Annotated in this window: 23 protein-coding genes and 1 pseudogene; 8 read left to right on the plus strand and 16 right to left on the minus strand. The window is 63.6% G+C overall.

Annotated elements, in window-relative coordinates; genetic code table 11:
- Positions 1–2 precede the first annotated feature (2 nt).
- The 3 genes from ACZ89F_RS17435 to ACZ89F_RS17445 all read right to left on the minus strand — a co-directional run bounded on the left by ACZ89F_RS17435 (position 3) and on the right by ACZ89F_RS17445 (position 4,369).
- A complete protein-coding gene (locus ACZ89F_RS17435; RefSeq protein ID WP_476093137.1) occupies positions 3–1,373 on the minus strand; it encodes a M16 family metallopeptidase in 1,371 nt (456 codons plus the stop codon).
- 235 nt (positions 1,374–1,608) lie between these two features.
- A complete protein-coding gene (gene rsmD / locus ACZ89F_RS17440; RefSeq protein WP_476093138.1) occupies positions 1,609–2,163 on the minus strand; it encodes a 16S rRNA (guanine(966)-N(2))-methyltransferase RsmD in 555 nt (184 codons plus the stop codon).
- 13 nt (positions 2,164–2,176) lie between these two features.
- Positions 2,177–4,369, minus strand: a complete 2,193-nt coding sequence (locus tag ACZ89F_RS17445) for a pseudouridine synthase (RefSeq protein WP_476093139.1) — start codon at positions 4,367–4,369, stop codon at positions 2,177–2,179.
- A 182-nt stretch (positions 4,370–4,551) separates the two neighbouring features.
- On the opposite strand from ACZ89F_RS17445, the gene ACZ89F_RS17450 reads away from it, so the two are divergent.
- Entirely contained in the window at positions 4,552–5,001 is a 450-nt protein-coding gene (locus tag ACZ89F_RS17450; RefSeq protein ID WP_476093140.1) for a nucleoside deaminase, read from the plus strand.
- A gap of 40 nt (positions 5,002–5,041) precedes the next feature.
- Here ACZ89F_RS17450 and ACZ89F_RS17455 read toward each other — a convergent pair whose 3' ends face one another.
- The 3 genes from ACZ89F_RS17455 to ACZ89F_RS17465 form a co-directional block, all read right to left on the minus strand.
- Complete coding sequence (locus ACZ89F_RS17455; protein WP_476093141.1) at positions 5,042–5,722, minus strand: hypothetical protein; 681 nt, start codon at positions 5,720–5,722, stop codon at positions 5,042–5,044.
- Between the two features lie 211 nt (positions 5,723–5,933).
- Positions 5,934–8,912 (minus strand): isoleucine--tRNA ligase, encoded by a 2,979-nt coding sequence (ileS, locus tag ACZ89F_RS17460; RefSeq protein ID WP_476093142.1) that lies wholly within the window; start codon positions 8,910–8,912, stop codon positions 5,934–5,936.
- Positions 8,913–9,371: 459 nt separating this feature from the next.
- The gene (locus ACZ89F_RS17465) at positions 9,372–10,178 is read right to left on the minus strand and encodes a MipA/OmpV family protein (protein WP_476093143.1); all 807 of its coding nucleotides are present in this window, start codon (positions 10,176–10,178) and stop codon (positions 9,372–9,374) included.
- Positions 10,179–10,373: 195 nt separating this feature from the next.
- Here ACZ89F_RS17465 and ACZ89F_RS17470 point away from each other — a divergent pair, with 195 nt between their 5' ends.
- A complete protein-coding gene (locus ACZ89F_RS17470; protein ID WP_126068689.1) occupies positions 10,374–10,928 on the plus strand; it encodes an HdeD family acid-resistance protein in 555 nt (184 codons plus the stop codon).
- On the opposite strand, the gene ACZ89F_RS17475 is transcribed toward ACZ89F_RS17470, so the two are convergent.
- From ACZ89F_RS17475 to ACZ89F_RS17485, 3 genes are all read right to left on the minus strand, one after another.
- Entirely contained in the window at positions 10,929–11,255 is a 327-nt protein-coding gene (locus ACZ89F_RS17475) for a hypothetical protein (protein ID WP_476093144.1), read from the minus strand.
- Between the two features lie 74 nt (positions 11,256–11,329).
- The gene (locus tag ACZ89F_RS17480; RefSeq protein ID WP_476097304.1) at positions 11,330–12,310 is read right to left on the minus strand and encodes a bifunctional riboflavin kinase/FAD synthetase; all 981 of its coding nucleotides are present in this window, start codon (positions 12,308–12,310) and stop codon (positions 11,330–11,332) included.
- A gap of 6 nt (positions 12,311–12,316) precedes the next feature.
- Positions 12,317–13,177 (minus strand): TIGR01459 family HAD-type hydrolase, encoded by an 861-nt coding sequence (locus ACZ89F_RS17485; RefSeq protein ID WP_476093145.1) that lies wholly within the window; start codon positions 13,175–13,177, stop codon positions 12,317–12,319.
- A 306-nt stretch (positions 13,178–13,483) separates the two neighbouring features.
- On the opposite strand from ACZ89F_RS17485, the gene ACZ89F_RS17490 reads away from it, so the two are divergent.
- Both ACZ89F_RS17490 and ACZ89F_RS17495 read left to right on the plus strand, forming a co-directional pair.
- A complete protein-coding gene (locus ACZ89F_RS17490; RefSeq protein ID WP_476093146.1) occupies positions 13,484–15,469 on the plus strand; it encodes a TadE/TadG family type IV pilus assembly protein in 1,986 nt (661 codons plus the stop codon).
- 234 nt (positions 15,470–15,703) lie between these two features.
- Complete coding sequence (locus ACZ89F_RS17495) at positions 15,704–16,336, plus strand: LysE family translocator (protein ID WP_476093147.1); 633 nt, start codon at positions 15,704–15,706, stop codon at positions 16,334–16,336.
- Positions 16,337–16,346: 10 nt separating this feature from the next.
- Here ACZ89F_RS17495 and ACZ89F_RS17500 read toward each other — a convergent pair whose 3' ends face one another.
- Complete coding sequence (locus ACZ89F_RS17500; RefSeq protein WP_476093148.1) at positions 16,347–17,171, minus strand: DUF2189 domain-containing protein; 825 nt, start codon at positions 17,169–17,171, stop codon at positions 16,347–16,349.
- A gap of 190 nt (positions 17,172–17,361) precedes the next feature.
- Here ACZ89F_RS17500 and ACZ89F_RS17505 point away from each other — a divergent pair.
- Positions 17,362–17,634 (plus strand): annotated as a pseudogene (locus ACZ89F_RS17505) (winged helix-turn-helix transcriptional regulator); the annotation flags it as partial.
- Here the strand turns inward: ACZ89F_RS17505 and ACZ89F_RS17510 are convergent.
- Both ACZ89F_RS17510 and ACZ89F_RS17515 read right to left on the minus strand, forming a co-directional pair.
- On the minus strand, positions 17,618–18,016 hold the full coding sequence (locus tag ACZ89F_RS17510; protein WP_476093149.1) for a VOC family protein: 399 nt from the start codon (positions 18,014–18,016) through the stop codon (positions 17,618–17,620). The pseudogene ACZ89F_RS17505 and the gene ACZ89F_RS17510 overlap by 17 nt on opposite strands.
- 57 nt (positions 18,017–18,073) lie before the next feature.
- Positions 18,074–18,637 (minus strand): GNAT family N-acetyltransferase, encoded by a 564-nt coding sequence (locus ACZ89F_RS17515; RefSeq protein ID WP_476093150.1) that lies wholly within the window; start codon positions 18,635–18,637, stop codon positions 18,074–18,076.
- A 218-nt stretch (positions 18,638–18,855) separates the two neighbouring features.
- Between ACZ89F_RS17515 and ACZ89F_RS17520 the strand changes: the two genes are divergently transcribed.
- Entirely contained in the window at positions 18,856–19,314 is a 459-nt protein-coding gene (locus tag ACZ89F_RS17520; RefSeq protein WP_476093151.1) for a CAP domain-containing protein, read from the plus strand.
- A gap of 30 nt (positions 19,315–19,344) precedes the next feature.
- On the opposite strand, the gene ACZ89F_RS17525 is transcribed toward ACZ89F_RS17520, so the two are convergent.
- The 4 genes from ACZ89F_RS17525 to ACZ89F_RS17540 form a co-directional block, all read right to left on the minus strand.
- Positions 19,345–20,322: an isopenicillin N synthase family dioxygenase gene (locus tag ACZ89F_RS17525; RefSeq protein ID WP_476093152.1), complete on the minus strand. Its 978-nt coding sequence runs from the start codon at positions 20,320–20,322 to the stop codon at positions 19,345–19,347.
- A gap of 57 nt (positions 20,323–20,379) precedes the next feature.
- Positions 20,380–21,912 carry a DHA2 family efflux MFS transporter permease subunit gene (locus ACZ89F_RS17530; RefSeq protein WP_476093153.1) on the minus strand — a complete coding sequence of 511 codons (1,533 nt, stop codon included), beginning with the start codon at positions 21,910–21,912 and terminating at the stop codon, positions 20,380–20,382.
- 309 nt (positions 21,913–22,221) lie between these two features.
- Positions 22,222–23,397, minus strand: a complete 1,176-nt coding sequence (locus ACZ89F_RS17535) for an HlyD family secretion protein (protein ID WP_476093154.1) — start codon at positions 23,395–23,397, stop codon at positions 22,222–22,224.
- Positions 23,394–23,873 (minus strand): MarR family winged helix-turn-helix transcriptional regulator, encoded by a 480-nt coding sequence (locus tag ACZ89F_RS17540; RefSeq protein WP_476093155.1) that lies wholly within the window; start codon positions 23,871–23,873, stop codon positions 23,394–23,396. Before ACZ89F_RS17540 ends, ACZ89F_RS17535 begins: the two co-directional genes overlap by 4 nt.
- 216 nt (positions 23,874–24,089) lie before the next feature.
- Between ACZ89F_RS17540 and ACZ89F_RS17545 the strand changes: the two genes are divergently transcribed.
- A complete protein-coding gene (locus tag ACZ89F_RS17545) occupies positions 24,090–24,698 on the plus strand; it encodes a CDP-alcohol phosphatidyltransferase family protein (RefSeq protein ID WP_476093156.1) in 609 nt (202 codons plus the stop codon).
- A 39-nt stretch (positions 24,699–24,737) separates the two neighbouring features.
- The gene (locus ACZ89F_RS17550; protein WP_476097305.1) at positions 24,738–26,522 is read left to right on the plus strand and encodes a bifunctional alpha/beta hydrolase/class I SAM-dependent methyltransferase; all 1,785 of its coding nucleotides are present in this window, start codon (positions 24,738–24,740) and stop codon (positions 26,520–26,522) included.
- The last annotated feature ends 4 nt before the right edge of the window (positions 26,523–26,526 follow it).

Consider the following 26,526-nt stretch of genomic DNA (forward strand, 5'->3'; position numbering starts at 1 on the left):
CGTCAATTCCCCGCCTGTTGCTGCGGCAAGAGATAGCCGGTCGTCGACCGGGCGAGCATCAGATAGCGCGCGGCAACGGCCTTGACCTCGTCTGATGTGACCTTGCGGATGCGGTCCGGCCATTGCTGGACGTCCTGCACATTGCCGCCGGTGGCCAGTGTCGAGCCGTAGATGTTGGCCATCGAATCCTGCTTGTCGCGGGCAAAGATCATCGACCTGACATAGCGGTCCTTGGCCTTTTCCAGCTCCGATGGCGTGACGCCATCCTTGACGATGCGTGCCACTTCCGCATCGACCGCCGCTTCGACATCGGCGAGTTTGGCATCGCCACGCGGTGCGCCGTAGATAGTGAAATTGGTGTCGTCGAGCATCGTGCCCTGGAAAAAGGCGCCGGCGCTGGAAGCGATGCCTTGCTGGACGACGAGGGCCTGGTAGAGCCGGCTGCGATTGCCGCCGCCGAGGATTTCCGCCAGCAAGTCGAGCGCTTCCGCTTCACCCGGCTTGCCGGAATGGTAGGACGGCACCACCCATTGGGTGGAAAAACTCGGCACGCTGACACGGGCATCGGAGAGCGTGACCGTGCGCTTGGTGTTCTGCTCCGGTTCGACCGGGCGGATGCGGGGCGGCAGATCGGGGCCGCGCGCCACCTTGCCATAGGTCTTTTCGGCCAGCGCCCGCACCGTGTCCGGCTCGACATCGCCGGCGACGATCAGCACGGCGTTGTTGGGCCGGTAGTATTTGTCATAGAAGGCGGTCGCGTCGGTGCGGTTCAGTTGCTGCATCTCCTGCATCCAGCCGATGACCGGAATGCGATAGGGCTGGTTCTGCCACAGCGTGGCGTCCACCTCCTCGTCCAGAACCGCCTCCGGATTGTTGTCGATGCGCGAGCGGCGCTCCTCGAGGATGACGTCGCGCTCGGGCTTGATGACGTCGTCGGTGAGGATGAGATTGCGCATGCGGTCGGCCTCGAAGCTCATCATCAGCTCGAGCGCCGACGGCGCCACCGTCTCGTGGAAGGCGGTGTAGTCGTAAGAGGTGAAGGCGTTGTTGGAGCCGCCGATGTCGGAGATGGCGCGATCGAACTCGCCCGCCGCATGGTGGGTCGTCGCCTTGAACATCAGATGCTCGAAGAAATGCGCGATGCCCGATTTGCCGGGCGGCTCGTCGGCGCTGCCGATCTTGTACCAGACCATATGGGTGACGATCGGCGCGCGATGGTCGGGAATGACGACGACCTCCATGCCGTTATCGAGCAGGAAGTCCGTCACCTTGAACGCGTCCGGCGCACTATCGGCCAGCGCCGGGCCGGTCATGACAAAAGCCAACGAGGTCGTCAGCAGTGTTGTGCGCAGCCATTCAGCCTTGGATGTCATCAATGGCTCCGGTTTCGTAGAGCGGTTCATCGTTTCACGGAAACGTTGACCGCTCTATCTCTTTGTTTTGACGCAATTCCGGACGGAAAACCGCTTCGCACTTTTCCTGGAATTGCTCTTGGCAGGACGATAGGCAGGGTGTTGGCGACAAGCAAAGTGAATTGTTGGTCATGTTGCCGGCAAAGGCGGCGGCAAAGAGGCCGGCCGTGGATGCCGGCTATGGATGCAAGTCGGATCAGGCCGCCTCGATGAAGCGGATGACGGTCTCGCCATAGCTGCGTTCGTCCAGCACGGAAAAGCCGGGGCCTGGCTCGAAGGGCGCCACCGCGGCCTCCTCGACCACGCACAGCGCGCCGGGGCGGAGCCAGCCGCCGGCTTTCGCCGACTGCAGGGCGCGCTCGCCAAGGCCCTTGCCATAGGGCGGGTCGGCGAAGACGAGGCCGAACGGCGCCAGCGTGCCGGCCTCACCGAGGCCGGTGGCGTCGCGGCGGAAGATCTTGGTGCGGCCGGTCAGGCCGAAGGCTTCGACATTGTCTCGGATCAGGCCACGGCCTTCCGCCGATTCCTCGATGAAGACGCCGTAGGAGGCACCGCGCGACAGCGCTTCGAGCCCAAGCGCGCCGGTGCCGGCGAACAGGTCGAGCACGCGCGCGCCGTCCAATTGATCGGCAAAACGATGCGCCAGCACGTTGAAGACGGCCTCGCGGGTGCGATCGGTCGTCGGACGGATGGCGCTCGAGCGCGGCGTCGCCAGGGGACGCCCACGAAACTCACCGCCGACGATTCTCATCGTGGCCCAGGCCTCATTTCGTCCTGGGCCCCTTGGGACCGCCGCGCGGACGCTCGCCGCCGCCCGGCTCGCCTCTAGGCTTGCTGAACGGCTTTGCACCGGCGGGTTTGCCATAAGACGGCTTGAATGACGCCTTGCGCGCCTTGGCGTCAGCCGCCTTGGCGGCGTCGGCCTCAGCCCTGCCCTTGCCGATCGGCCGCGCGCCCGGCGCCATCCAGACATTGGCCTTGCGCTGGCCGGGCGGCTCGATCGGCCGCTGCTCGCGCTCGGACTTCTTGCCGCCGCCCGGCTTGCCGCCAAAAGCACCACGCGGTTTGTCACCAAAGCCGCCACGCGGCTTGTCGCCAAAATTGCCGCGGGGTTTGTCGCCAAAGCTGCGTTCGGGCCGCGGACCGCGCTCGCCAAAGCTCTTCTCGGACCCTGCGCTCCTGTCGGGGCTTGTCGACAGTTTACCCAGCGCCTCGTCGCGGCTGCCTTCGCGGCGTTTGCGGTTCTTGATCAAGCCGCCCTCGCCGATCGGACGGCGCTCGCCGTCGCGGGTGAATTTCGGCCTTTCCGGCTCCGGCTCGCGGATTTCGGTGCGCCGCACCGGCTTGTTGGAAAACGGTTTGGTGACGTCGGCGTCGAAATTGGCGCCTGATTCCTCGACCAGGCGCTCGCCAAGCTGGTCACGCAACACCCTGCCCTTGATCTCCAGCACATGGCCCTCGGCGAGGTCATCGAGCTGGAACGGGCCGTAGGAAATGCGGATCAGCCGCGTCACATCGAGGCCGAGCGAACCCAGGATGTTCCTGACTTCGCGGTTCTTGCCCTCGCGCAGGCCGATCGTCAGCCAGGCATTGGTGCCTTGCTCACGGTCGAGCGTCGCTTCGATGGCGCCGTAAAAGACGCCGTCGACGGCAATGCCTTCACGCAGGCCGGCAAGGGCGCTCTCCTCGACCTTGCCGTGGACGCGCACGCGGTAGCGCCGCAGCCAGCCGGTGGCCGGCAGTTCGAGCACGCGCGACAGGCCGCCATCGTTGGTGAGCAGCAGCAGGCCTTCGGTGTTGATGTCCAGCCGGCCGATGGTCATCAGTCGCGGCAATTCAGCCGGCAGCACGTCGAAGACGGTCTTGCGGCCCTCGGGATCGCGGTTGGTGGTGACGACGCCGGCCGGCTTGTGGAACAGGAACAGCCGGGTGCGCTCGATCGGCGGGATTTCCATGCCGTCGAGATGGATGATGTCATCAGGCATGACGTTGAAGGCCGGCGAGGTCAGGGCGCGGCCATTGACCTTGACGCGACCGGCAGCGATCAGCTCCTCGGCATCGCGGCGCGAGGCCAGGCCGGCACGCGCCAGCCGCTTGGCGATGCGTTCGCCTGCCTCTTCCGCAGCGTCAGCGGGACGCGGGCGCGGCTTGAAGGTGCCGCCTGATGCGCCTTGCGGCCGATCGCCAAAGTCACGCTTGGGACGATCGCCGAAATCACGCTTGGGGCGGTCAGCGAAGTCACGCTTCGGTCGATCGCCGGCGTCGCGCGACGCGCGGTCGCCAAAATCACGCTTGGGACGGTCGAAGCGTTTTTCGCCGCCCTCCGCCGCCGCAGCCGGCCGGTCGCCACGTGGTGCATAGGGTTTGCGCGGCCCTTCGCGCTTCTCGTACGGCTTGCGTTCGCCTTCGGCGGCCATCGGCCGATCGCCGCGTGGCGCATAGGGTTTGCGCGGCCCTTCACGCTTCTCATACGGCTTGCGTTCGCCTTCGGCGGCCATTGGCCGGTCGCCGCGCGGTGCGTAGGGCTTGCGTGGGCCTTCGCGCTTCTCATAGGGCTTGCGCTCACCTTCAGCAGCCACTGGGCGGTCGCCGCGCGGTGCGTAGGGTTTGCGTGGCCCTTCGCGCTTTTCATACGGCTTGCGCTCGCCTTCAGCGGCCACCGGGCGGTCGCCGCGCGGTGCGTAAGGCTTGCGTGGCCCCTCACGCTTCTCAAAAGGCTTGCCTTCGGGACGCGGACCTTTGCTGAATGGCTTGTCGCCGCCCTTGAAATCGCGCCTCGGCCGCTCGCCCTCAGCCGCCATCGGACGGTCGCCGCGCGGTGCGTAAGGTTTCTTGGCGCCAAAGGACGGCTTGCCGCCCTTGCCGGCCGCGCCATCACGGCCGCGCGACCCCGCGGCTTTCGAGCCGCTTCTGACCGGACCCTTCTTGGGTCGGAATTTCTTGTCGTTGTCGTCCATGTGGCCTTTATCCGTTTGCGCTGCTACAGCGTGGCGCATCCTTTCGGGCGCGCAACGAACGCTGTAGCACTTTTGATGTGGCGCATGATCATTTTCGAAAACCGAGTCCCGATTTTCGAGGTCATGCGCTCAATAACAGGATCACCGTCAGGTGGCGAGGAGATAATCGGAATGGAAATCGCGTGAAGCGGCCCGATTTCATGGCGCTGGCGCTGAAGGAGGCCGAAGCTGCCGCCTTGCGTGGCGAAGTGCCGGTCGGCGCCGTCATCGCCAACGGCGATGGCGTTGTCGCCAGCGCCGGTAACCGCACACGCGAACTTGCCGACCCGACGGCGCATGCCGAGATGCTGGTCATCCGCGACGCCTGCCGCAAGCTGTCAGCCGAGCGGCTGACCGGCCACGATCTCTATGTGACGCTGGAGCCGTGCGCCATGTGCGCCGGCGCCATTTCCTTCGCCCGGCTGCGCCGGCTCTATTTCGGCGCCGCCGACGACAAGGGCGGTGCCGTGGTCAATGGTGTACGCTTCTTCGCCTCGCCGACCTGCCACCACGCGCCCGACATCTATCCGGGCTTGGGCGAGACCGAAGCGGCCGTGCTGCTCAAAGGATTTTTCCGGGAACGGCGCGGCTGAACCGAGCGCCCTTTGGCAAGAAACAACAAAGAGGCGGTTTTTACAGGGACGGCATCCAGTCGAACCAGCCACTGCCCTTCTTGCCTTCCGCCTCTTTCTTGAGACGGCGTTCCTTCTTGTACTCGTCCTCGCCAAGCTCGCCCTGCGGCGCCGTGCCGGCCGCGACACGATACTGCACTGGCGGTTCGCTCAGATATTTGCGGGTGTTCGGATCGCCCTGCTTGCTATCGGCAAGGCGGCGCTGGATCTCGGCGGCGCGACCCTTGTCGGAATCGGCTGGTGTCCACGCCGGCGGGTGGCTCGAACCTGAATCCGCCATCGCCTTCTTCACCGAGGCCGGATCGGTCTGCACGTCGTCGATGATCTCCGACTGATAAGCCGGATCGTTCTGGTGGGCGGTGGCGTCGGCGCGCAGGCGGGCGCGGCGCTGCTCGGGCGATTCGGGCCATTCGGCGCTCGCCGTCTCGATGCTGTCCTGCGGCGCCGGCAGCGCTTCCTTCCGGCCCGGCGCCGGCTTCACCAGCGTTGGGCGCGGCTTGTAATCGATCTGTTCCTTGCGCTTGGGCGCGAATGAAAAGGCGCCCGAAATATCGCCGGCCAGCTGTTCGCCGGCGGTCTTGTCGGTGCCATAGGTCGGAGACCCCATGCAGCCGGACAAAGCCAGGCCCGATGCGACAAGCGGCGCCAGCAGCGCCAGGCGCGCATTATATCTCTCGGTCATGCCAAAAAGTCCCACTGTAGACAGCCTCTCGATTGCCACCGGCCTTATGACCGGTCCCCATCGTCCAAGCACTTGCGACGGAAATCCGGCGACAATTTGTCTTCCGGAGTTTCGCGTGTTTACCTCAACCACTCGTTAAGGGCAACGCGCGGGCGGTTTTCGCCCGCCCGGCGTGGCATTTGTGCACCGTTCAAGCTGGCCGGTCGGCCTGTCAAAGCCGGCCGAGCGCCTTCAATTCGTGCAGCACCGCCGCATCCCTAGCCGAAACATCCGGGAATTCCGGATCCTCGCCGACATCGGCGGTGTAGCGCCAGGACCGTGCGCATTTCACCAGGCCGCGATCCTCGGCCTTTTCGACCACCACGGCGACACCCCTGACGTCGTCAAGCGTGAAGGCACCCGCGGGCGCTTCGCCATGAGCGATCACCAGATCGCTGGTGATGGCCATCTCGGCCATGTCGACATCGGCTATCGCCGCTTCGAGCGCGGCATCGTTGATGGTGACGACCGGTACTGCTTCCAGCGACGACCCGATCACCTTCTGGGCACGTGCGATCTCCAGCGCGCCGGTGACGACACGCCGCACCTGCCGTACCTGCCGCCACTTTTCCGCCAGCGCCTCGTTCTTCCAGTCCGCCGGAATTTGCGGGAACTGGTCGAGATGCACCGAGACGGCGTCGGGATGACGATCGAGCCAGGCCTCTTCCATGGTGAAGGGCAGCATCGGCGCCAGCCATTTCACCAGGCAATCGAACAGATGGCGCACCACCTGCACCGAAGCCTTGCGTTTCACGCTCGACGGCGCGTCGCAGTAGAGCGCGTCCTTGCGGATGTCGAAATAGAACGCCGACAGCTCGACCACCATGAAATCGAGCAGCATGCGGGTGATGCGCTTGAATTCGAAGGCGTCGTAGCCCGAGCGCACGACCTCATCGAGTTCGGAGAGCCGGTGCAGCATCAGCCGCTCCAGCTCCGGCATCTTCTCCAGCGGCACCTCTTCACCATCGTCATGGGCGAGCGTGCCCAGCATCCAGCGGATGGTGTTGCGCAGCTTGCGGTAGGCGTCGATGTTGGTCTGCAGCACGTTCTTGCCGAGCCGCTGGTCCTCCCAGTAGTCGGTCGTCACCACCCAAAGCCGCAGGATGTCGGCGCCTGACTGCTTGATGACGTCCTGCGGCACGACGGTGTTGCCGAGCGACTTCGACATCTTGCGGCCATCCTCGTCCATGGTGAAACCATGGGTGACGACGGTGTCGTAGGGCGCCCTGCCCCTGGTGCCGCAGCTTTCCAGCAGCGAGGAATGGAACCAGCCGCGATGCTGGTCGGAGCCTTCGAGATAGACGTCGGCCGGCCATTTCAGGTCAGGACGATCCTCCAGCGTGAAGGCGTGCGTCGAGCCCGAATCGAACCAGACGTCGAGGATGTCCATCACCTGCTTCCATTTGGAGGCATCGTGATTGCCGAGGAAACGTTCCTTGGCGCCGGCGGCGAACCAGGCGTCGGCGCCCTCCTGTTCGAAGGCGTCCATGATGCGCTGGTTGACCGCCTCGTCCTTCAGCACGTTGCCGTCGGCATCCGCGAAGACGGCGATCGGCACGCCCCAGGCGCGCTGGCGCGACAGCACCCAGTCCGGACGCTCCTCGATCATGGCGCGGATGCGGTTCTGGCCGGCGGCGGGCACGAAACGGGTGTCGTCGATCGCCTTCAGCGCGCGGCTGCGCAGCGTCGAGCCGTCGCCGAGGTCCTTGTCCATATAGACAAACCACTGCGGCGTGTTGCGGAAGATGATCGGTTTCTTCGACCGCCAGGAATGCGGATAGCTGTGCTTCAGGCGGCCGCGCGCAAACAGCGCGTTGCGCTTGATCAGTTCGTCGATGACCGCCTGGTTGGCGTTGCCCTTCTTGCCGTTGTCGTCGATGACACGCGCCGGCCCACCCTCGCGGTCCGGGCCGAAACCCGGTGCATCCTTGGTGAAGAAGCCGCCATCGTCGACGGTGAACGGGATGGCGCTGTCGATGCCGCGTGCGCGCAGGTCCGCCGCCGCATCCATCCAAGCGTCGAAATCCTCGCGACCGTGGCCGGGCGCGGTGTGGACGAAGCCGGTGCCGGCATCGTCGGTGACATGGTCGCCGGCGAGCATCGGAACGGCAAATTCGTAGCCGCCGCCAAAGCCCTTGAACGGATGCGAAAGCGTAAGGCTTCCAAGCTCTTGCGCCGAAACGCCGCGGAGACGATTCAAGGTGACCTTGGCCTTGGCCGAGGCGTCTTCGGCCAGTGCGTCGGCAAAGATCAGCTTTTCGCCCGGCTGCGGGCCGAACGCGTTCTCGGCCGCCGTGACCTCGTAGAGGCCGTAGCTGATGCGCGGCGAATAGTTGACCGCCCGGTTGCCCGGGATCGTCCATGGCGTCGTCGTCCAGATGACGACGTGGGCCTGCAGCAGATCGAGCGCTCCCTCCGTCAGCTTGGTCTCACCATCATCGATGGGACGGACCAGGCTAGCGACCGGAAACTTCGCCCAGATCGTGTCGGACTCATAGTCCTGGTACTCGACCTCGGCCTCGGCCAGTGCCGTGCGCTCGACCACGCTCCACATCACCGGCTTGGAGCCGCGATAGAGCTGGCCCGACATGGCGAATTTCAACAGCTCGCCGGCGATCCGCGCCTCGGCATGGAAAGCCATCGTCGTATAGGGATTCTTGAAGTCGCCGATGACGCCGAGCCGCTGGAACTCAGCCCCCTGCACCGTGATCCAGTGCGCGGCGAACTCACGGCATTCCTTGCGGAATTCGTTGACCGGCACCTCGTCCTTGTTCTTGCCCTTGGCGCGGTACTGCTCCTCGATCTTCCATTCGATCGGCAGGCCATGGCAGTCCCAGCCGGGCACATAGTTCGAGTCATAGCCGCGCATCTGGAACGAGCGGGTGATGACGTCCTTGAGTATCTTGTTCAGCGCATGGCCGATATGGATGTTGCCGTTGGCGTAGGGCGGGCCGTCATGCAGCACGTATTTCGTGCGACCGGCCGCGCTTTCGCGCAGCTTGCGGTAGAGGTCCATGTCCTGCCAGCGCTTGACCAGCAGCGGTTCCTTCTCCGGCAAGCCGGCGCGCATCGGAAAATCCGTCTGCGGCAGGTAAAGCGTCTTGGAATAATCGATCGTTTCTTTGGTGTCGGTCTTTGGGGTATCGGTCATTGGTCTGCCATGTGCATTGCCCGGCGGCAAAGGCGCTCGGGCGTTGAACTATACTTTTTGCGCATGTCGTTTTCCCAAAACCGGGGCCACTTTTGGGCGACATGCCTGTGATCTGGAAAAAGCGCGAGAGGCCGCGCGCAAGATTCCCGGCGGCTCCGGCGACCCTCAGGCCGCCCGGAACACCGGGCTTATAATTCGTATCGTCAGCGCGTGAAGGCGCGAAAAGCTCGTCATTGGTGGGCTTTTAGCGGAGATGGGCGCAGGAATAAAGCGTCTCTCGTTCGATTCACTTAGAGACCGTTTCGAAATCGCTCTGGCGAGTCATATGGTGGTGGTTTCGAGAACCGGAGCGCAGCGGACGTTTGGGTCCGTGAGCACAGTTCTACTGCACGCAGTAGAACGGGGAAGCACAGAAAACGCCATCAGATGGCCGCCAGGGTAGAGTTTCCAAACGGTCTCTTACATCGTGAAATCGAAGCGATATGTGGTCGACACGCCGATCATGAACTGATTGCGGTCGCCGCGTTCCTTGACCAGGCTGGAATCGGCCGCCGGTCCCATCAGGCGCGAATACTCGCCAAACAGGCTGGCGGTCATCGGCTCCGTCACCTTCCAGGTTATGGCGCCACCAAGACCGGTCGACTTCAACCCACCACCGGGATGATATTCGCTCAAGCCCGAGGCCACCGCTTCCTGCGCGTTGACGCCATAATAGGCGTCGAAATAGTTGCCCGAGGCGAATGAAACACGCGGTCCGCCCGAAATCCGTACGGTTGGCGTCACATCGTAGAAGGCGTCGGCAGCGATGTCGGCGACAAAGCCGTTGTGGGCGCGAATGCCGTGGCGCAGCTCGGCGCGGGCGCGCAGCCAATCGGTCGGATAGAATTCGAAGAAGCCGCCGACCTCGCCGCCCCAGCGCACCGGATCGAGACCCTTCAGCTCATCGGCATTGTCATCGTCACGGGAAAACAGGAACTTGCCGGTCAAGCCGGCGCGGACACCGCCATCGTCGACCAGCGCCAGCGAGATGTTGTCGTTGCGCGAGGTGAAGCGGGCCGCCGGTCCGGCCTTGCCCAGCGAAATGATCGGCGAGGCGCTGAGCAGGTACTTCTTGCCGCCCTCGAAATTCGGCGCGACCATGCCGGTGGCGCCAACGGTCAGGTACCAGTCACCGGACAGCCAACTGCCCTCGCCCGCATTGGCGGTACCCGCGCCGCTCAGCACCGCAGCGGCCAACACCAGAGAGATTCTTCCGACCGGACTCATGGCCACTCCACTAACACAACACACACGGTTACCGATGACAGCTTTGACGGCCGTTTGGTAAAATTTGATTTAAACCGGAGACATCCGCTCGCGGTTTGCCGCGATCCCGCTGCCGGTCATCGACTGGACGTTGGCCGGCGCCGGGACTAACTTCCATCCGGCAGTATCCCGTAGCCCTTGATGGAGACCGCGACAATGACCCTGCACGGCGACGCCTTGAAAATCGCGATCGAACAGACACGGACAAAATGGGGGTGGTTTGTCGCGCTCGGCGTGCTGCTGCTCATCTTCGGCGGCATTGCCTTCGCCAATCTGTTCATCGCCACGGTGGCTTCTGTCTATGTCGTGGGATGGCTGATGCTGATGGCCGGTGTAATCGAGATCGTACATGCGTTCGGCGTCAAGACCTGGAGCCGCTTCTTCTACTGGCTGCTCAGCGGATTGCTCTACGCCGTTGCCGGCTTCTTCGCTTTCGACAACCCGCTGCTCGCTTCAGCGGTCCTGACGTTCCTGCTGGCGATCGCGCTGGTCGCGTCAGGGGTGCTCCGGGCCTGGGTCGGCTACAGCCACCGGCCGGAACGCGGCTGGGGCTGGGTCGTCGCGGCAGGCGTCATCAGCGCGCTTGCCGGCCTGATCATCGCCATGGGCTGGCCGGTCAACAGCCTGTGGGTGCTGGGTCTCTTCCTGGCGATCGACCTGATCTTCCAGGGCTGGACCTTCATCGCCGTCGGCCTGGCACTGAAGAAATAGTCACGTCAGATTGAGCAGCGTCACCGAAACCAGCGCCAGCGCAATTCCAAGATATTGCGTCGAGGACAGCTCTTCGCCAAAGACAAGGGTGCCGACCAGCACGGCGCCGGCCACGACGATGGTGTTGACCAGCGCCCCGGTCACGGCGAGGTTCAGCTTTGTGTTGATAAAAGCGAATACTGAGTAGGACAGCGGCGACAGCAGCATGACGTATGCCAGGCTGCGGCCGTTGCCGGTCTTGCCCCAATGCGCGCTCAGCCCATCGCAGAGGATAAACAGTCCGGCGCAAACCAGCACCACGCTCCAGACAAACAGGTCGATTTTCATCGAGGAGTGTTGGACGTTTTGGCGGCCACCTTCGATGAACTTCTTCACAGTTCGCCGCAGTTTCGGCGATTCCGTCAGAAGGCGATGGCGCGATCCAGGTCCGAGAGCGGCTTGACGCCGGCAAGCAGCGCGCGTGCCTCGACTTCATCGCGCTTCATCTGCGCGACCAGCGCGTCGAGCCCTTCGAACTTCACCTCCGGGCGCAGGAAACCGAAGAAGGAAACCTGGCAGACCTCGCCATAGAGGTCACCGGAGAAATCAAAGACGAAGGTTTCCAGCAGCGGCGCGCCGTTGTCGTCAACGGTCGGGCGACGGCCGAAGCTTGCGACACCATCGTGAAGCGTGCCGTCGGCGCGGCGAAAGCGGACGGCATAGATGCCCTCCTTGAGTGCGGCTTCGGGTGAAAGCCTCATATTCGCGGTTGGAAAGCCAAGCGTGCGGCCGAGCTGCTGTCCGCCGACCACTTCACTTTCGACAGTGAAGCGATAGCCGAGCAGTCCGGCGGCCTCGGTCACCTCGCCCTCGCTCAGCAACCCGCGGATGCGGCTCGACGACACCACCTCGGCGCCCTCGTCACGGAAAGCGTCGACGAGCGTGACGCCGAAGCCGTGACGCTCGCCGGCCGCCATCAGGTAGGCCGGGCCGCCTTGACGATCCTTGCCGAAATGGAAATCGAACCCGGTCACGGCATGGGTAATGCCAAGATTCCTTTCCAGCACATCCGTCACGAATGCTTCCGCCGACAGCGAGGCGAAGTCGCGCGTGAACGGCTGCTCGACGAGCGCGGCAAAGCCCAGCAGCGACAGGAGCCGCGCCTTCATGGGCGGCGGCGTCAGCACGAACAACGGGATATCAGGCCTGAAAATCTTGCGCGGATGCGGTTCGAATGTCAGCACCAGGGCCGGCACTCCGCGCCGTCCGGCCTCGGCCGAGGCCCGCTCGAGCACCGCCTGATGGCCGCGATGGACACCATCGAAATTGCCGATCGCCACCACGCCGCCGCGCAGGTCTGCGAGCAATGGTGCGGTCGCCAGAATGCGCTGGAAGGCTGCCATCGTCACCTACCGCAGCCTGGGAATGACGGCCACCGGACGATACCCATGCTGTTCCAGGAAGGTCGCCAACCTTGCCGGATCCGGTTGCAGTGCATCGCCATAGTCGCGGGCATGGATACCACCGGAGACATAGAGGACATCGAAGCCATTGTCGGCGGCGCCCTTCACATCGGTCATCATGCCGTCTCCGATGGCCAGCACCTGGCCGCGCTCGACCGGCCGACCTAGAATCTCGGCGACTTCCTTCATCGCGAGATTATAGATCGGCGCGTAAGGTTTTCCGGCGATCAATGTGCGGCCACCGAGCTGGGCATAGTCGCGTGCCAATGCGCCGGCACACCAGATGATGCGCTCTCCGCGCTCGACCACGATGTCGGGATTTGCGCAGATGAAGGGCAGGTTCCGGGCGCGCAGCCGCCGCAGAAGCTCGGTGTAATCCTCGGGCTTCTCGACCTCGTCGTCGAACAGGCCGGTGCAGACGACGCCGGACGCCTCGAACTCCTCGACAAGCTCGACGTCGAGACCGTCATAGAGTGTGAAATCGCGCTCAGCGCCGATATGGAAAATCTTGCGCGGACCTTCGGCGATCAAATCCCGGGTCACGTCGCCTGAGGTGACCACCCGGTCGTAGGCTGATGGTGGAACACCGATCGCATTCATCTGCGCCACGACATCGGCACTTCGGCGCGGCGAATTGGTGATCAGGACAACGGGGATTTTCGCCTCTCGAGCCCTGGCAAGCGCCGAGGCCGCCACGGGGAAATGCCTCTCGCCATTATGCACCACGCCCCAGACATCGCACAGGATTGCCGAATAGGCTTTCGCCACGTCTTCGAGCGAGCCGATGATTTCAGGCGAATCCGCCATGCCGTTTCCTTCAGTCATGATCATTACGAGCGCCACGGCCGACGGTTCGCCGCAGCCGGTTCGGATTAGCCGAACCGCTCCGGCCTGTCACCAGCTTTCGCCTTGTATCCGCGCCGCGTCAGTTGATCGACGCTTCCGATGCCAGATGACCCATCGGCCGGCGAGGACGATCAGCGAGAGTGCCCATTGGTTAGCGGTTGGTGAAGCGCTGACACGGCAATCGAGCGATTTCCCAAACGCCGCCTTCAGCGTTTTGTGGAAAGCTGGCATCAATCGAGAATCCGCCGGCGGGGGCCGCTGCAAGACATGCATGAACTTTGGCGTCAGTTCTGCCGCGACAGGCGCGGCAACTATGCTCTTATGACGGTCGTTGCGATGGTTCCGCTGATGGGCGGCCTGGCGATGGCGGTCGATTTCACCGAGATGAGCCGTGAAAAGCAGACGGTGTCGAATGCGCTCGATGCCGCCAACTTCGCCACGGCGCGCCGGCTGACGGAAGGTGCGACCGACGACCAGTTGAGAGCCTACGCGCTCGACTTCTTCAATGCCAACCTCAACAAGGTCGATCCCGCCAACACGACGCTCAGCGTCACCTTGCCAAGCAACACCGCCGGCGGAGGCTTGCTCAAGATGAGCGCGCGGCTTGACTACAAGCCCTATTTCTATCCTGTCTTCGGCCAACTCGTCGGCAAATCCGAAACCGACGCAAACCAGAAGATCAGCTTCAACGTCACTTCGGAAGTGCGGCTTAAGAACACTCTGGAAGTTGCCCTGGTGCTCGACAATTCCGGATCGATGACCAAGACCGGGACGGGCTCTGGGCAAACGCGCATCGACCTTCTCAAGACCGCGGCCAAACAGCTGGTGGACACGCTGGCCCAGCAGGCAGCCATGATCAAGCAGATCGACAAGCCGGTGCAGTTCGGCCTCGTGCCGTTTGCCGCTTCGGTCAATGTCGGCCCCGGAAACGGCAATGCGTCCTGGATGGACACCGAAGGCCTGTCGCCGGTATCGAACGAGAATTTCGACTGGTCGACACTGAACGCGGCCGACAAATACGCCCAGCAGACCAATGGCATCTGGTACAAGCGCGGCTCCGGATGGGGGGCCGACGAAGGCCAGATGCTGACCCGGTTTTCGCTCTACCGCGATATGAAGGTCGTCACCAACCATGAGCGTGTCACCAACAGCAAGCGTGTGGTTTGCGACGAATACAACTCGAACAACACCTGCAAACGAAACCACGACGAATATGACTACATCGACTCCTATGGTCCATTCGCCAGTTGGCAGGGCTGCGTCGAGGCCCGGCCCTATCCCTACAATGTCAACGACGCCGCACCGTCCGGCGGCTCGGCGAACACCGGCATAGGGGTTGGCGATCCGGCAACGATGTTCGTGCCGATGTTCGCCCCCGACGAACCCGGCAATCACTGGAAGCTCACCCAGGACCCCGACGAGGCCGCGCCCACGACCTATGGCGCGGTGAACAGCTGGTGGAACGACGACCCGACAAGCAGCACCGGCCAATCCCGCCTACGCAACATGAGCAAATATTTTCAGCCACGCCCCATAAGCGCCCCGGCGCTGCCCGCGGGCAATGGTCCGAACTACAGCTGCACCACCAACCCGATCACGTCACTGACCGATGTCAGCGTCGCCGATGGGCTCACCGCCATCAAGGCGGCTATCGACCTGATGCAGCCGAATGGCGGCACCAATGTTCCCGAGGGCATGGCCTGGGGCTGGCGGGTGGTTTCGAGCGGCGAGCCGTTCACGCAAGGTCGCCCGGAAACAGAAAGAGGCAATGACAAGGTCGTGATCGTGCTGACCGACGGCGCCAACACCTATTATACGCCGTCCTCGCTGGGTTATTCCGACTCTGCCGGCTCGAAATCGACCTATGCGTCCTACGGCTATCTCCAGCCCGGCTATAACGGCACCTCGGTCGGCCGCCTGTTTCTGGGCACGTCGAGTGCCATCGGCCAGTTCGACTATTCGAACGGCAACTATACGAATGCACTCAACGAGCAGATGGCGACGCTTTGCAACAACGCCAAGGCGGCCAACATCATGGTGATGACGGTGGCGCTCGACCTGTCCACAACCAATACGTCCGACAAGCTGGCGATCGATGCGTTGAAAGCCTGCTCGTCGAACTCGCGCTTCCGCAAGGATCCGACGGACCCGAGCAAGCCGGCGAAGCTGTTCTGGAACGCCACTGGCGCCACATTGTCGAACGACTTCAAGGAAATCGGCAACGAATTGTCGAACCTTCGCGTCGTCGGCTGATCCGAAGGCACCAAGCGCGTCGCGTTTGAACGGATTCAGGCGACGCGCCTTAGGTTTTTTTGTTTTGATGCATGTCGCTCTCCAACAACCGGGGCGACTTTTGGGCGACATGCATTGGCAGCCAACTGGAGCAACGGCTGGCGCCGCCATGCCCTTGCGCACGCCTGCCGGGACAGGCACATCTTGGCCGCTCGCGGGATCGTGTATCCATGCGCGGCGCAGGGGAACGAACCGATGCCCGAAACCGCCAATCATCTCGCCTTCGCGCTGGTCTGCCTCGGCATGGTGCTGACGCCTGGCCCCAACATGATCTATCTGATCTCGCGTTCCCTGTCGCAAGGGCCGAAAGCGGGACTGATCTCGCTTGGCGGCGTGGCGCTCGGCTTTCTCTTCTATGTGCTGGCCGCGGCCTTCGGCATCACCGCGCTGCTGCTCGCCGTGCCCTACGCCTATGACACGCTGCGCTTTGCCGGTGTGCTCTATCTCCTGTGGCTGGCCTGGCAGGCGGTGAAGCCGGGCGGGCGTTCGCCATTCCAGGTGCGCGAACTGCCAAGGGACCGGCCGCGCAAGCTGTTCGCGATGGGCCTGATGACCAATCTGCTCAATCCGAAAGTGGCCGTGCTCTATCTGTCGCTGCTGCCGCAGTTCATCAGCCTGGGCAAGGGCCATGTCCTGTCGCAGCTTCTGGTGCTGGGCGCCACGCAGATCACGATCAGCCTCAGCGTCAATGCCATCATCGCGGTGACGGCCGGTTCGATCGCCACCTTCCTCGCCGGGCGGCCACTGTGGCTGGTTATCCAGCGCTGGATGATGGGCACGGTGCTTGCGACACTGGCGCTGAAGATGGCGACCGACGCGCAGCGCTGAGAGCGCTTCGTTACATCGGCCGCCTTATCTGCTGCGCCCGCTCCGGTTCGACCACCTTGCGGTAAAGATGCCAGGTGGCATGGCCGAGCACCGGCATGACCACGGCGAGCCCGGCAAACAGGGGGATCGAACCGATCACCAGAAGCACGGCGACCAGCAGGCCCCACAGCGCCATCTGCAGCGGGTTTGCCATCACCGCCCGCGCCGAGGTCTCGATGGCCGAAACGGCGCCGACGTCACGGTCGAGCAGCAGCGGGAAGGCAATCACGGTGGTGGCCAGCACGACCACGGCGAAGACAAAGCCAGCGGCATTGCCGGCAAGGATCAGAGTCCAGCCTTTGCTGGTCGTCAGCACCTCGCGGAGGAAACTACCGATCGATGCCGGCGGCTGATCGCCGAACAGGCCGGTGTAGATCGACTGCGCTGTGTACAGCCAGAGCAGGAATAGCGCGACCAGCATGATGCCGATCACCACGATCGACGGAACCGCCGGCGAGCGGCGCACATCGAGGGCATGCCGCCAGGAGGTGTTCATGCCGAGTTCGCGCCGGCGGCTGATCTCGTAAAGGCCGATCGCGGCAAACGGCCCAACCAGCGCGAAGCCCGACATCAGGGGGTAGATGAGCTGGATGGCATTGGCGCCGGAGGTCCACCGCGTCAGGATCAGGCCAACGATGGGATAGATCAGGCACAGGAACACGTAGTGCGAAGGTTTTGCCCAGAAATCCTCGGCACCGAGACGCAGCGCGTCCCAAAGGTCCGACGTGGTGATGCGGCGCACCGTGGGCTGCACATGCATTCCACGTGCGTCCGCCATGACATGAAAGCCGGCCATAACCTTCCTCCCGTGTGTCGGGGCGGTCACCGCCAGGATGGCCGCCCGCAGCTGCCATTTCTCGTACAACGCTATGCTAGTCGATTTAGGGCCGGTTGTCGCCAAGTCCATGGGTAACGTCTGGTTGAACCGGGTGGAATCGGGCTTGGCCGCGCGGCGCCATGCATTTTTGCGCCGCACGGCCGGGTGGAGCCGCGACAACCCAACCGTGTCGCACCGCATTCTGGCGCCGGAACTGCGCAAACTGGAGGACGCCGGCATCGTGCGGCGAACGGCGCGCTCGGGCTATCCGCTGCATGTCGACTACGATCTCACCGCGTCGGGTCGCCGGCTTGTACCGCTCATCGACGCGCTGGGCTCGTGGTGGGAACGGACCGAAGACGACCGGACCGGCCAGGTCTCACCAATGCTGGAAACCTATTCCGGCACGGCGAGAGTGGAGACAATCACTTCGGCAAGTTGAAAACCGCCTCGATGTGATGTCCATCCGGATCGACGACGAAGGCGGCATAATAATGCGGACCATAGTCGGGGCGCAGGCCGGGCGCACCGTTGTCACGGCCGCCATGTGCAAGCGCGGCCGCATGGAATTGCGCGATGCTCTGGCGATCCGGAGCGGCAAAAGCCAGATGAAAACCCGGACCGGGCGGACGCTGCCCTTTCGGGCGAAGTTTTATCGCCAGCTTGTCCCCGCCACCGGCAGGCCCATAGCCCACCGCCTGATCGGGCTCGCCGGGCCGGAGATCGTCCCAGACCCTGAAATAACCGAGCGGTCCCAGCACCGCGTCGTAGAAGGCAGTCGCGCGCTCGATATTCGAAACGCCGAAGGAAATGTGATGGAGCATCTGGGCAAAAAACCTTTTGAGGCATGTTCGAACGACTTCGAACAGCCAGCATGCTGTTCAGTTCTGGCCCGCGGGGTCGTTGGCCAGCCGTCCAAACATCCTGAAGTCGTGGTAGGCGCCCTTGAACCGGGCTTTCTGCCGTAGCGTCCCTTCGTAGCGGAACCCTGCTTTCTCCAGCACACGGTCCGATCCGGTATTGCCCGGCAGCGTCCACGCCTCGATGCGATTGAGCCCGAAAAACCGATGGCCGCAGAGAGCGACGGCAGCAGCGGCTTCGGTCATCAGACCTTTGCCCCAAAAATCCGGATGCAGTTCGTAGCCGATCTCGCCGCACTTCGATTTGTTGACGAACCAGTTGTACCGAATTGCACCGGCCATGGTCTTCGAAGCGCGATCCTCGATTATCCAGGCGCACCCTTTGCCAGTGGGAAAGGCCTTGCACATCCATCTCATCGCCCGTTCAGCCACCGCCTTGGCCGGCGCATCCGGCCAGTTCGAGAACCGGGTGACATCGGGGATCGACAGGATATCCCGGAAAGCGGCGGCATCTTCAGCGGTCGGAGCGCGCAGCAGCAGGCGGGTGGTGGAGAGCGTCGGGAAGGTGCGGGCAGTTTTTGGCATCGGATTCTCACGTCACATGGGCCGTCTGGACTATGCTGCCCGAAAGGAGGCGCTTCAACATCTCAACACGACGCGATGCATTTTGCGAAAACCAACGCATGGGTTCTCGCGCAATTTTCACCGCTTGCCCGTCAAAAGCCATGATCGCGACTATTCAGACAAGAATGGCCATTGATCATTCCCATTCCATCGAACCGCGTCCAATGCCGAGCAGGCGCATGCTGCTGACCAGCCTCGCAGCCCTGGCCGGTCTCGCCGCCTGCAGCACCGTTTCGCTGCCGACCGGCGACGGCGCCGGGGTCTCCTCATCCGCCACCGGCACGCTGGCCAGCATCCGCGCCTCGGCCGGGCTGGCGCCGCTGGTCCCCGACCGGCAGCTCGAGCAGGCCGCCCTGCAGCAGGCCGGCTACATGGCGCAGCGCCGCCGCATGAGCCACACCACCGGATGGGGCAAGGATTTCGCCTCGCGCGTCAAGGGCAACGGCATTGCGGGTGCGGCCGCCGAGAACATCGCCGAGGGCCGGTTCGACCTTGAGAAGCTGTTCGACATCTGGGTGCATTCATCAGGCCATCGCCGCAACATGCTCGACCCGCGCTTCACGCGCTTCGGCCTTGCCTATGTGCGCGACGGCAGCGACGGCAACCTCCGTTACTGGAGCCTCGTGCTCGGGAAATAAGAGGCGTCCCGATGCTGCGCGCGATCACTCCTACCTGGTCGTCGCCTTGAACTTTGCCATGAGGTAGGGGCCGGACAGAACCGGCTCGTATTTCGGCGCTTCTCCCTGCGTAAGACAAACGTCCAGAACCCTGATCTCGGCGTGCCAGTTCGGCTGGTGGAAGAAGGCCATGGACTGGCGCCGGTGCTTGCCCTCTTCCGCTGGTGGATTGACCACGCGATGGACGGTGGAAACCCAGCGATCGTTGGTCCAGCGCGCCATCAGGTCGCCGATGTTGATGACGAAGGCTCCCGGTATCGGCGGCACTTCGGTCCACGCGCCGTCCGGGGTGATGATCTCCAGGCCGCGCGACCCGGCCTGCGGCAACAGGATGGTCAGGCTGCCATAGTCGGTGTGAGCGCCGGCGCGGATCTGGCCGGGCTTCGGCGCGACATGCTGTTCGGGGTAATTGAGGGCCCGCAGCGCGCTGATCGGCGCATCGAGGACGCTGTCGAAATAGTCTTCGCGAAGACCGAGTGCGGTGGCGAAGACACGCATGATGCGCACCGCCAGGTCCTCAAGCGCCGCGTAGTAAGCCTTCCAGGCGTCGACGAAGCCGTCCGGCGCTTCCGGCCAGATCGTATCGGCATAGCAGAAGGCCAGTGCTTCCGGGTCGTTCATGCCTTGTGGCACGCGAAGCGGCCCGCCATTGAAGCTCTCCTTCAGGTCTGGAGGCGTGTCGACGTTGCGCGATTTGGCAAGCGCCTCCAGCTCAGGTCCGAGATAACCATAGGGATAGCCCTTGTAGGGCGCCTTCGAGCGTTGCTTCTGCTCCGGCGGCAGGTCGAAGAAAGCACGCGCTTTCGACCAGGCGGCGTCGATCACAGGTTGCGCAATGCCGTGGCTCTTCACAGCCAGAAAGCCGGTGCTGCGGCAAATGCGATCGACCTCGGCGCCGAGCGCCTTTTTCTCCTCGGCGCCGGCGCTTTCGAACCGCCCGAGATCGAACACCGGGAAGGCAGGCTGCATGGCGGTGGTCTCCTGACTCGTTGTCATGGAGACTTACAACCTCAAGGACGACGACATCTAGTCCATGTGCGCGGCTGGTGCGCCGCCAGCAGGCGCCTGCTTTGGTTTGCGCAGCAGGAAAACAAACGGGATGGCAAGCAGCGTCATCACCATGAGTATTTTAAAGTCATTGACGTAGGAGATCATCATCGCCTGGAGATTGACCATGCGATCGACCTGCGAAAGCGCCATTGGGTCGCCGCTTGCGGCGGCCGGAGAGACCGCCCACAGATTTGGGTTGAACGGGTTGATGAAGGCCGAAAGCTCGGTGTGATTGATCTGCGTGTTGCGCACCATCAGAACCGTCACGACCGACACACCGATGGACGAGCCAAGATTTCGAACCAGGCTGAACAAGGCCGTGGCATCGGTGCGGAAGCGCACGTCAAGCGTGGCGAAGGCGACGGTCGACAGCGGCACGAACACCATTCCCATCCCCAAGCCCTGGATGACGCCGGAGCTGATGATCAGCCAGTTGTCCATCTGCGGCGTGAAGCTGGACATGGTGTAGAGCGACTGCGCGGTCAGCAGGAAGCCGATGACGACAAGGATTCGGGCGTCGATCTTGCTCATGAGCCGCCCGACGACCAGCATCGAAATCATGGTGCCGACACCGCGTGGCCCTATGACGACGCCGATTGTGATGGTCGGATAGCCGAAGATGGTCGACAGCATTGGCGGCAGCAGCGACATGCTGGCCAGGATGAGCACACCCATGACAAAGATGAACGCCAGCCCGGTCACGAAATTGCGGTCGAGGAATATCTTGGGATCGATGAAAGGGTGTTCCGCCGTCATCGTGTGAATGATGAACACCCAGAAGCCGGTGAGGGAAAGACCAAGCTCGATCCAGATCTCGACCGACGAAAACCAGTCGACCTCGCCGCCGCGGTCGAGCAGCAGCTGAAGCGCGCCGACGCCGAGCGATATCATGGCGAAGCCGAAAAAATCGAAGCCGCGCACCCGCCGGGCAACGGCCGGCAAGTAGGCGGCCATGCCGAGAAACGCGACGATGCCGACCGGCAGGTTGATGAAGAACACCCAGCGCCAGTTGAAATTCTCGGTCAGCCAACCACCGAGCGTCGGGCCCAGAATCGGCCCCAGCATAATGCCGGCGCCCCAGATGGCCATCGCCTGGCCATGGCGTTCCCTGGGATTGATGTCGAGCAGGAAGGTCTGCGACAGAGGCACGATCGCCGCGCCGAACACACCCTGCATCAGCCGGAAGAATACTATGGACTCCAGGCTCCAGGCGATGCCGCACAGCATCGAGAATATGGTGAAGCCGACCACTGCCGTCAGGAACAGTTCCTTGCGGCCGAAGCGGTCGGCCAGCCAGCCGGTGACCGGTGTCATGATGGCGGCGGCAACGATGTAGGAGGTCAGCACCCAGTTGATGTTGTCCGGCGAGGCGCCGAGATCGCCCGTCATGGTCGGCAGCGCCACGTTGGCGATCGTCGTGTCGAGCGCCTGCATGACCGTCGCCAGCATCAGCGCGACCGTGATCAGGCCGCGATGCGGCACTTCTTTGAAGGGTTCGGGCGTGCTCATGACGTGGAACTTCCAGCAGGTAACAAAAACGTGTACAACGGGTTTCCGGGCGGCAAAGCCTTCCGTTGAGAGACCGTCATCGCGGTGGGACGCGATTTTCGATGTGGGGGTTACATCGACTGAAAGTCTCTGATGAGCGGATGCCTGCCGCCCGGAAACATGAGGACCGACGGGTCTGCGTCGAAGATTTCAGATTTTGATGGAGCCGCGATGCGGCCTGGCTCAAATTCTGATCCTTCCAGCTCCTCCCATCAGACCAATCCTGCCATTCACCTCCACCCGCCTGGTCCCAGCGGGATTCTGTTGATTTTACTGCGCGGCCTCGCCAGCCGTGGCGTGACCGAAGATCGACGGCAAGCCACGCGCCACGCCGGTGTCGACGGTAACGGTGGCGCTCATGCCGGTGCGCAATGCCATCTTGGCGTCTGCATCGGTCAGTTCGAGACGCACCGGAATGCGCTGCGTGACCTTGACCCAATTGCCGGTGGCATTCTGGGCCGGCAGCAGCGAGAACTCCGCTCCCGTGCCGGCGCCGATCGCCTTGACCGTCGCCTCGAAGGTGCGCCCCGGATAGGTGTCGACCATGATCTCGGCCTTCTGGCCGGGCTTCATGTGAGTGAGCTGCGTTTCCTTGAAATTGGCGTCGATCCAGGTGTCGCCGGTCTCGACCAGCGAAAACAGCGGCGTGCCGGAACCGACATACTGACCGACCTTGAACGACGAGGCCTGGCTGACGACGCCGTCGGCCGGCGCCTTGACCGTGGTCTGCGCCAGATCGTAAGCCGCCTTGTCGCGCGCGGCCAGCGCGGCCATCACGGTCGGGTGCTTGTCGGTCTCGATGTCGGGATTACCGCCAAGGGCTGCCTTGGCGCTGATGATGCCTTGTTCAGCAACGGCGAGCTGCTGCTTGGCCTTGTCGAGATCGTTCTTGGCTTCGTCCAGCGACGACTTGGCGTTGATGCCCTTCTGGGCAAGGTCGGCAGCGCGGTCGAACTGCGACTGGGCGAAGGCGACCTGGCTGGCATCGGACTTTTGCTGAGCCATCGACTGGCCATAAGCCGCGCGCAGTTGCTCGACATTGAGACGCGCGCCCGCCACCGCCGCGTCGGCCTGGGCCAGCGCGATCCGGTATGGCTCGGGGTCAATGGCAAACAGCTCGTCACCCTGTTTGACCAGCTGGTTATCGGAGATGTCGACCTTAACGATGCGGCCGGCCGTGTCGGAAGCGATCGACACCTTGGCCTGCTGCAGGTTGGCGTTCTCCGTCTCCTGGTAGCGGCCACCGGTAACCCAGACATAGCCGCCGCCGACAGCCAGTACCGCGGGCAGCGCGACCATCAGCAGAAGACGGCCCAGCCGACGCTTTTTCTTCACGGGCGCCGGGGCTGGCTGCACCGGAGGAGCAACCGGGGCCGCGGCCGGCTGCACCGGCGCTTCCATCTCCAGCTCGGTCACTTTGTCGTCTATCTTGGCTACCGCGTTCATGCTGCTGCGCCCTCTGTATTCTTTACTTTTTCAATGGACGGCGTCTCGTCGTCGGTCAGGTTGCGAACCATCGCCTCGAGCCCCTCGACAAGGACGCGACGGGCCTCCGGCTTCACGCCGACAAGCGATTCCTCATAGACTTCCCCGGCAATGCTCTTGATCACGGCGTAGGCGTCGCTCGCCTTGGGCGTCAGGAAAATCATGCGGACGCGACGATCGGCGGCGTCGGGACGACGCTCGATCCAGCCGCCCTCCTCCATGCGGTCGACCAGGCGCGAAACGCTGATCGGTTCGATTTCGAGAAGTTCGGCCAGCCGCGCCTGCGCGACACCGTCTTCCTTGGCAACGCGGACCAGAAGCCGCCATTGCGCCGAAGAAAGTCCCAAGCCACTGGCCCTCGCCTCGAAGCGCTTGCGCATCAAGCGCTGCACGTCGTGGATCAAGAAGCCCAATCTGTCGATACCATCGGAAACCATGAGCGGGATATATAATAAGCGTGCTCACTATTCAAGATGCCGTATTTCGCCAGAAGCCGGCAAATGTGCATGACAGCCATGCCGGGCAAATCATGGTTGGCAATTTGCGACCGCCGGGTGGCCAGCCGGTCGGATCGCGCCCCGCGCCTTTGGAGACGCTGGTCGCGTCTGACATATTGATGTACAGCCGCTGATCAGGATCGGGGGATCACGAAAATGCCGACGCTTTACGCTCTCAAGCCGGCCTTCCAGGGACGACTGCGGCCGCTGGTCAACCGGCTGGCGGCAATCGGGGTGACCGCAAACAGCATCACCATCCTGGCGGCAGTGATGTCGGTTGCGGCCGGGGCGGCGATCGCGATCCTGCATGAATGGCGCTGGCTGCTGTTGCTCATTCCCGCGGTCATGTTCGTGCGCATGGCGCTGAATGCCGTCGATGGCATGCTGGCGCGGGAACACGGGCAGGCCTCGACGCTCGGCATGTATCTGAACGAGTTATGCGACGTCGTTTCGGACCTCGCGCTGATTCTCCCTTTTGCCGTCTTTCCTGGATTTGACCCATGGGGCGTCGTCGCCTTCGCGATATCGGCCGTGCTGACCGAGTTCGCCGGCGTGCTCGGCATCGCCGCCAAGGTCGGACGAAACTATGCCGGGCCGTTCGGCAAGAGCGACAGGGCGCTGGCGCTCGGCGTGGTCGCCGTGCTGTGCGCCGCCGGACTCTGGCCGGCATCCATCGCCCCATTTGTGTTTCCGGTCATGGCAACGCTTTCGCTGTTGACCGCCATAAACCGGATACGCGCCGGCCTTATTGGCAGCGCCAGCTGAGCATCGAGGCTCGCCATGCCGCCAGAGGGAACGACCATGATGCACGAACCGATCGCCGCCGCGGCCACGGAACGCCTTGAACGGCAAGCGCAGGAGCGGGTCTTCCGCAGCTATGACGGGACGGAGATCTTCTACCGGTTCTGGCCGGCGGCGTCCGCCGGTGCCAAGGGCGCGGTGGTGCTGTTCCATCGCGGCCATGAGCATGGCGGCCGCATGGCCCATCTCGTCGACGAATTGCAGATGCCGGACCACGCCTTCTACGCCTGGGATGCCCGTGGCAATGGCCGTTCGTCCGGCGAGCGCGGCTATGCCCCGTCCTTCTCGGCGCTGGTGCGCGACATCGACTGCTTCATGCGCGAGATCGCCGCCAGGGATGGCTTCGCCACGCGGGATATCGCGCTGATCGCGCAATCCTTCGGCGCCGTGCTTGCCGCCGCCTGGGTGCACGACTATGCGCCCAAGTTGCGCGCCATGGTGCTGGCCTCACCGGCCTTCTCCGTAAAACTCTACGTGCCGTTCGCCAAGGAAGGCATCGCGTTCTGGCAGAAGATCAAGGGCCGCTTCTTCGTCAATTCCTACGTCAAGGCGAAATTCCTGACCCATGATCCGGTGCGCATCGCCTCCTTCGAGAGCGACCCGCTGATCACGCGGCCGATCGCCTCCAACATCCTGGTCGAACTCTACCATCATGCCGCCCGCATCGTCGCTGACGCCCGCGCCATCACCGTGCCGACGCAGCTTCTGCTCTCGGGCAGCGACTGGGTGGTGCGCCACGGCCCGCAGCACGAGTTCTTCGTCAATCTCGGCAGCCGCACCAAGGAACGCCATGTTTTGCCAGGCTTCTTCCACGACACGCTGGGCGAACGCGACCGGGCAAAGGCCCTCGACCTGATCCGGCCGTTCCTGGCAAAGCAGTTCGCCTCACCGGACGTGCCGGTCGACCTGAAGCAGGCGGATATTGCCGGCTACACCCGCGACGAGGCCGACAGGCTTGGCTCGCCGCTCGCTCTGTTGTCGCCCAAAGGCCTTTACTGGGCATTCAGCCGCGCCTCCATCCGCATGGGCGCCTGGGTCTCGAAGGGTATGAAGGCCGGCGTTACCACCGGTTTCGATTCCGGCTCGACGCTGGATTACGTCTACGAGAACGACGCGCGGGGTTTCACACCTCTTGGCCGCGTCGTCGACCGCATCTTCCTGGAGGCCATCGGCTGGCGCGGCATCCGCCAACGCAAGCTGCATCTCGAAGAACTCATCGGCTCTTGCCTGGCGACGCTCAAGGCCACTGGGCGGTCAGCGCACATTCTCGACATCGCCGCCGGCCACGGCCGCTATGTTCTCGATGCCATCGTGAAGAGCCCCGACCAGCCGGCGAGCGTGCGCCTGCAGGATTATTCCGACCTCAACGTCCAGCTTGGCCGCAAGCTGATCGCCGAGCGTCAATTGCCGGCCAGCGTCTCGTTCCAGCGCGCCGACGCCTTCGATGCCGACATGCTCGCCAACGCCGATCCGGCGCCCGACCTCGCCATCGTTTCCGGCCTCTACGAACTGTTCTCCGACAATGCGATGATTGCCCGCTCGCTCGGTGGGCTTGCCCGCGCCATGCAGCCGGACAGCCTGCTGCTCTACACCAACCAGCCCTGGCACCCTCAGCTCGAGATGATCGCCCGCAGCCTGACCTCGCATCGCGGCGGCGAGGCCTGGGTGATGCGCCGGCGCACGCAGGGCGAGATGGACCAGCTTGTCGAAGCCGCCGGTTTCGACAAGCTCGAGCAGCGTATCGACCAATGGGGCATCTTCACCGTCTCGGTCGCGCGGCGCCGCTGAGCAG

The sequence above is a fragment of the Mesorhizobium sp. USDA 3734 genome, from assembly GCF_056279665.1.

What these genes read in the sequence shown, in the direction of transcription:
- ACZ89F_RS17435 (WP_476093137.1), bottom strand. Translation starts at nt 1,373, where the DNA reads ATGACATCCAAGGCTGAATGGCTGCGCACAACACTGCTGACGACCTCG.
- rsmD (WP_476093138.1), bottom strand. Translation starts at nt 2,163, where the DNA reads ATGAGAATCGTCGGCGGTGAGTTTCGTGGGCGTCCCCTGGCGACGCCG.
- ACZ89F_RS17445 (WP_476093139.1), bottom strand. Translation starts at nt 4,369, where the DNA reads ATGGACGACAACGACAAGAAATTCCGACCCAAGAAGGGTCCGGTCAGA.
- ACZ89F_RS17455 (WP_476093141.1), bottom strand. Translation starts at nt 5,722, where the DNA reads ATGACCGAGAGATATAATGCGCGCCTGGCGCTGCTGGCGCCGCTTGTC.
- ileS (WP_476093142.1), bottom strand. Translation starts at nt 8,912, where the DNA reads ATGACCGATACCCCAAAGACCGACACCAAAGAAACGATCGATTATTCC.
- ACZ89F_RS17465 (WP_476093143.1), bottom strand. Translation starts at nt 10,178, where the DNA reads ATGAGTCCGGTCGGAAGAATCTCTCTGGTGTTGGCCGCTGCGGTGCTG.
- ACZ89F_RS17470 (WP_126068689.1), top strand. Translation starts at nt 10,374, where the DNA reads ATGACCCTGCACGGCGACGCCTTGAAAATCGCGATCGAACAGACACGG.
- ACZ89F_RS17475 (WP_476093144.1), bottom strand. Translation starts at nt 11,255, where the DNA reads ATGAAAATCGACCTGTTTGTCTGGAGCGTGGTGCTGGTTTGCGCCGGA.
- ACZ89F_RS17480 (WP_476097304.1), bottom strand. Translation starts at nt 12,310, where the DNA reads ATGGCAGCCTTCCAGCGCATTCTGGCGACCGCACCATTGCTCGCAGAC.
- ACZ89F_RS17485 (WP_476093145.1), bottom strand. Translation starts at nt 13,177, where the DNA reads ATGGCGGATTCGCCTGAAATCATCGGCTCGCTCGAAGACGTGGCGAAA.
- ACZ89F_RS17490 (WP_476093146.1), top strand. Translation starts at nt 13,484, where the DNA reads ATGCATGAACTTTGGCGTCAGTTCTGCCGCGACAGGCGCGGCAACTAT.
- ACZ89F_RS17495 (WP_476093147.1), top strand. Translation starts at nt 15,704, where the DNA reads ATGCCCGAAACCGCCAATCATCTCGCCTTCGCGCTGGTCTGCCTCGGC.
- ACZ89F_RS17500 (WP_476093148.1), bottom strand. Translation starts at nt 17,171, where the DNA reads ATGGCCGGCTTTCATGTCATGGCGGACGCACGTGGAATGCATGTGCAG.
- ACZ89F_RS17510 (WP_476093149.1), bottom strand. Translation starts at nt 18,016, where the DNA reads ATGCTCCATCACATTTCCTTCGGCGTTTCGAATATCGAGCGCGCGACT.
- ACZ89F_RS17515 (WP_476093150.1), bottom strand. Translation starts at nt 18,637, where the DNA reads ATGCCAAAAACTGCCCGCACCTTCCCGACGCTCTCCACCACCCGCCTG.
- ACZ89F_RS17520 (WP_476093151.1), top strand. Translation starts at nt 18,856, where the DNA reads ATGCTGCTGACCAGCCTCGCAGCCCTGGCCGGTCTCGCCGCCTGCAGC.
- ACZ89F_RS17525 (WP_476093152.1), bottom strand. Translation starts at nt 20,322, where the DNA reads ATGCAGCCTGCCTTCCCGGTGTTCGATCTCGGGCGGTTCGAAAGCGCC.
- ACZ89F_RS17530 (WP_476093153.1), bottom strand. Translation starts at nt 21,912, where the DNA reads ATGAGCACGCCCGAACCCTTCAAAGAAGTGCCGCATCGCGGCCTGATC.
- ACZ89F_RS17535 (WP_476093154.1), bottom strand. Translation starts at nt 23,397, where the DNA reads ATGAACGCGGTAGCCAAGATAGACGACAAAGTGACCGAGCTGGAGATG.
- ACZ89F_RS17540 (WP_476093155.1), bottom strand. Translation starts at nt 23,873, where the DNA reads ATGGTTTCCGATGGTATCGACAGATTGGGCTTCTTGATCCACGACGTG.
- ACZ89F_RS17545 (WP_476093156.1), top strand. Translation starts at nt 24,090, where the DNA reads ATGCCGACGCTTTACGCTCTCAAGCCGGCCTTCCAGGGACGACTGCGG.
- ACZ89F_RS17550 (WP_476097305.1), top strand. Translation starts at nt 24,738, where the DNA reads ATGCACGAACCGATCGCCGCCGCGGCCACGGAACGCCTTGAACGGCAA.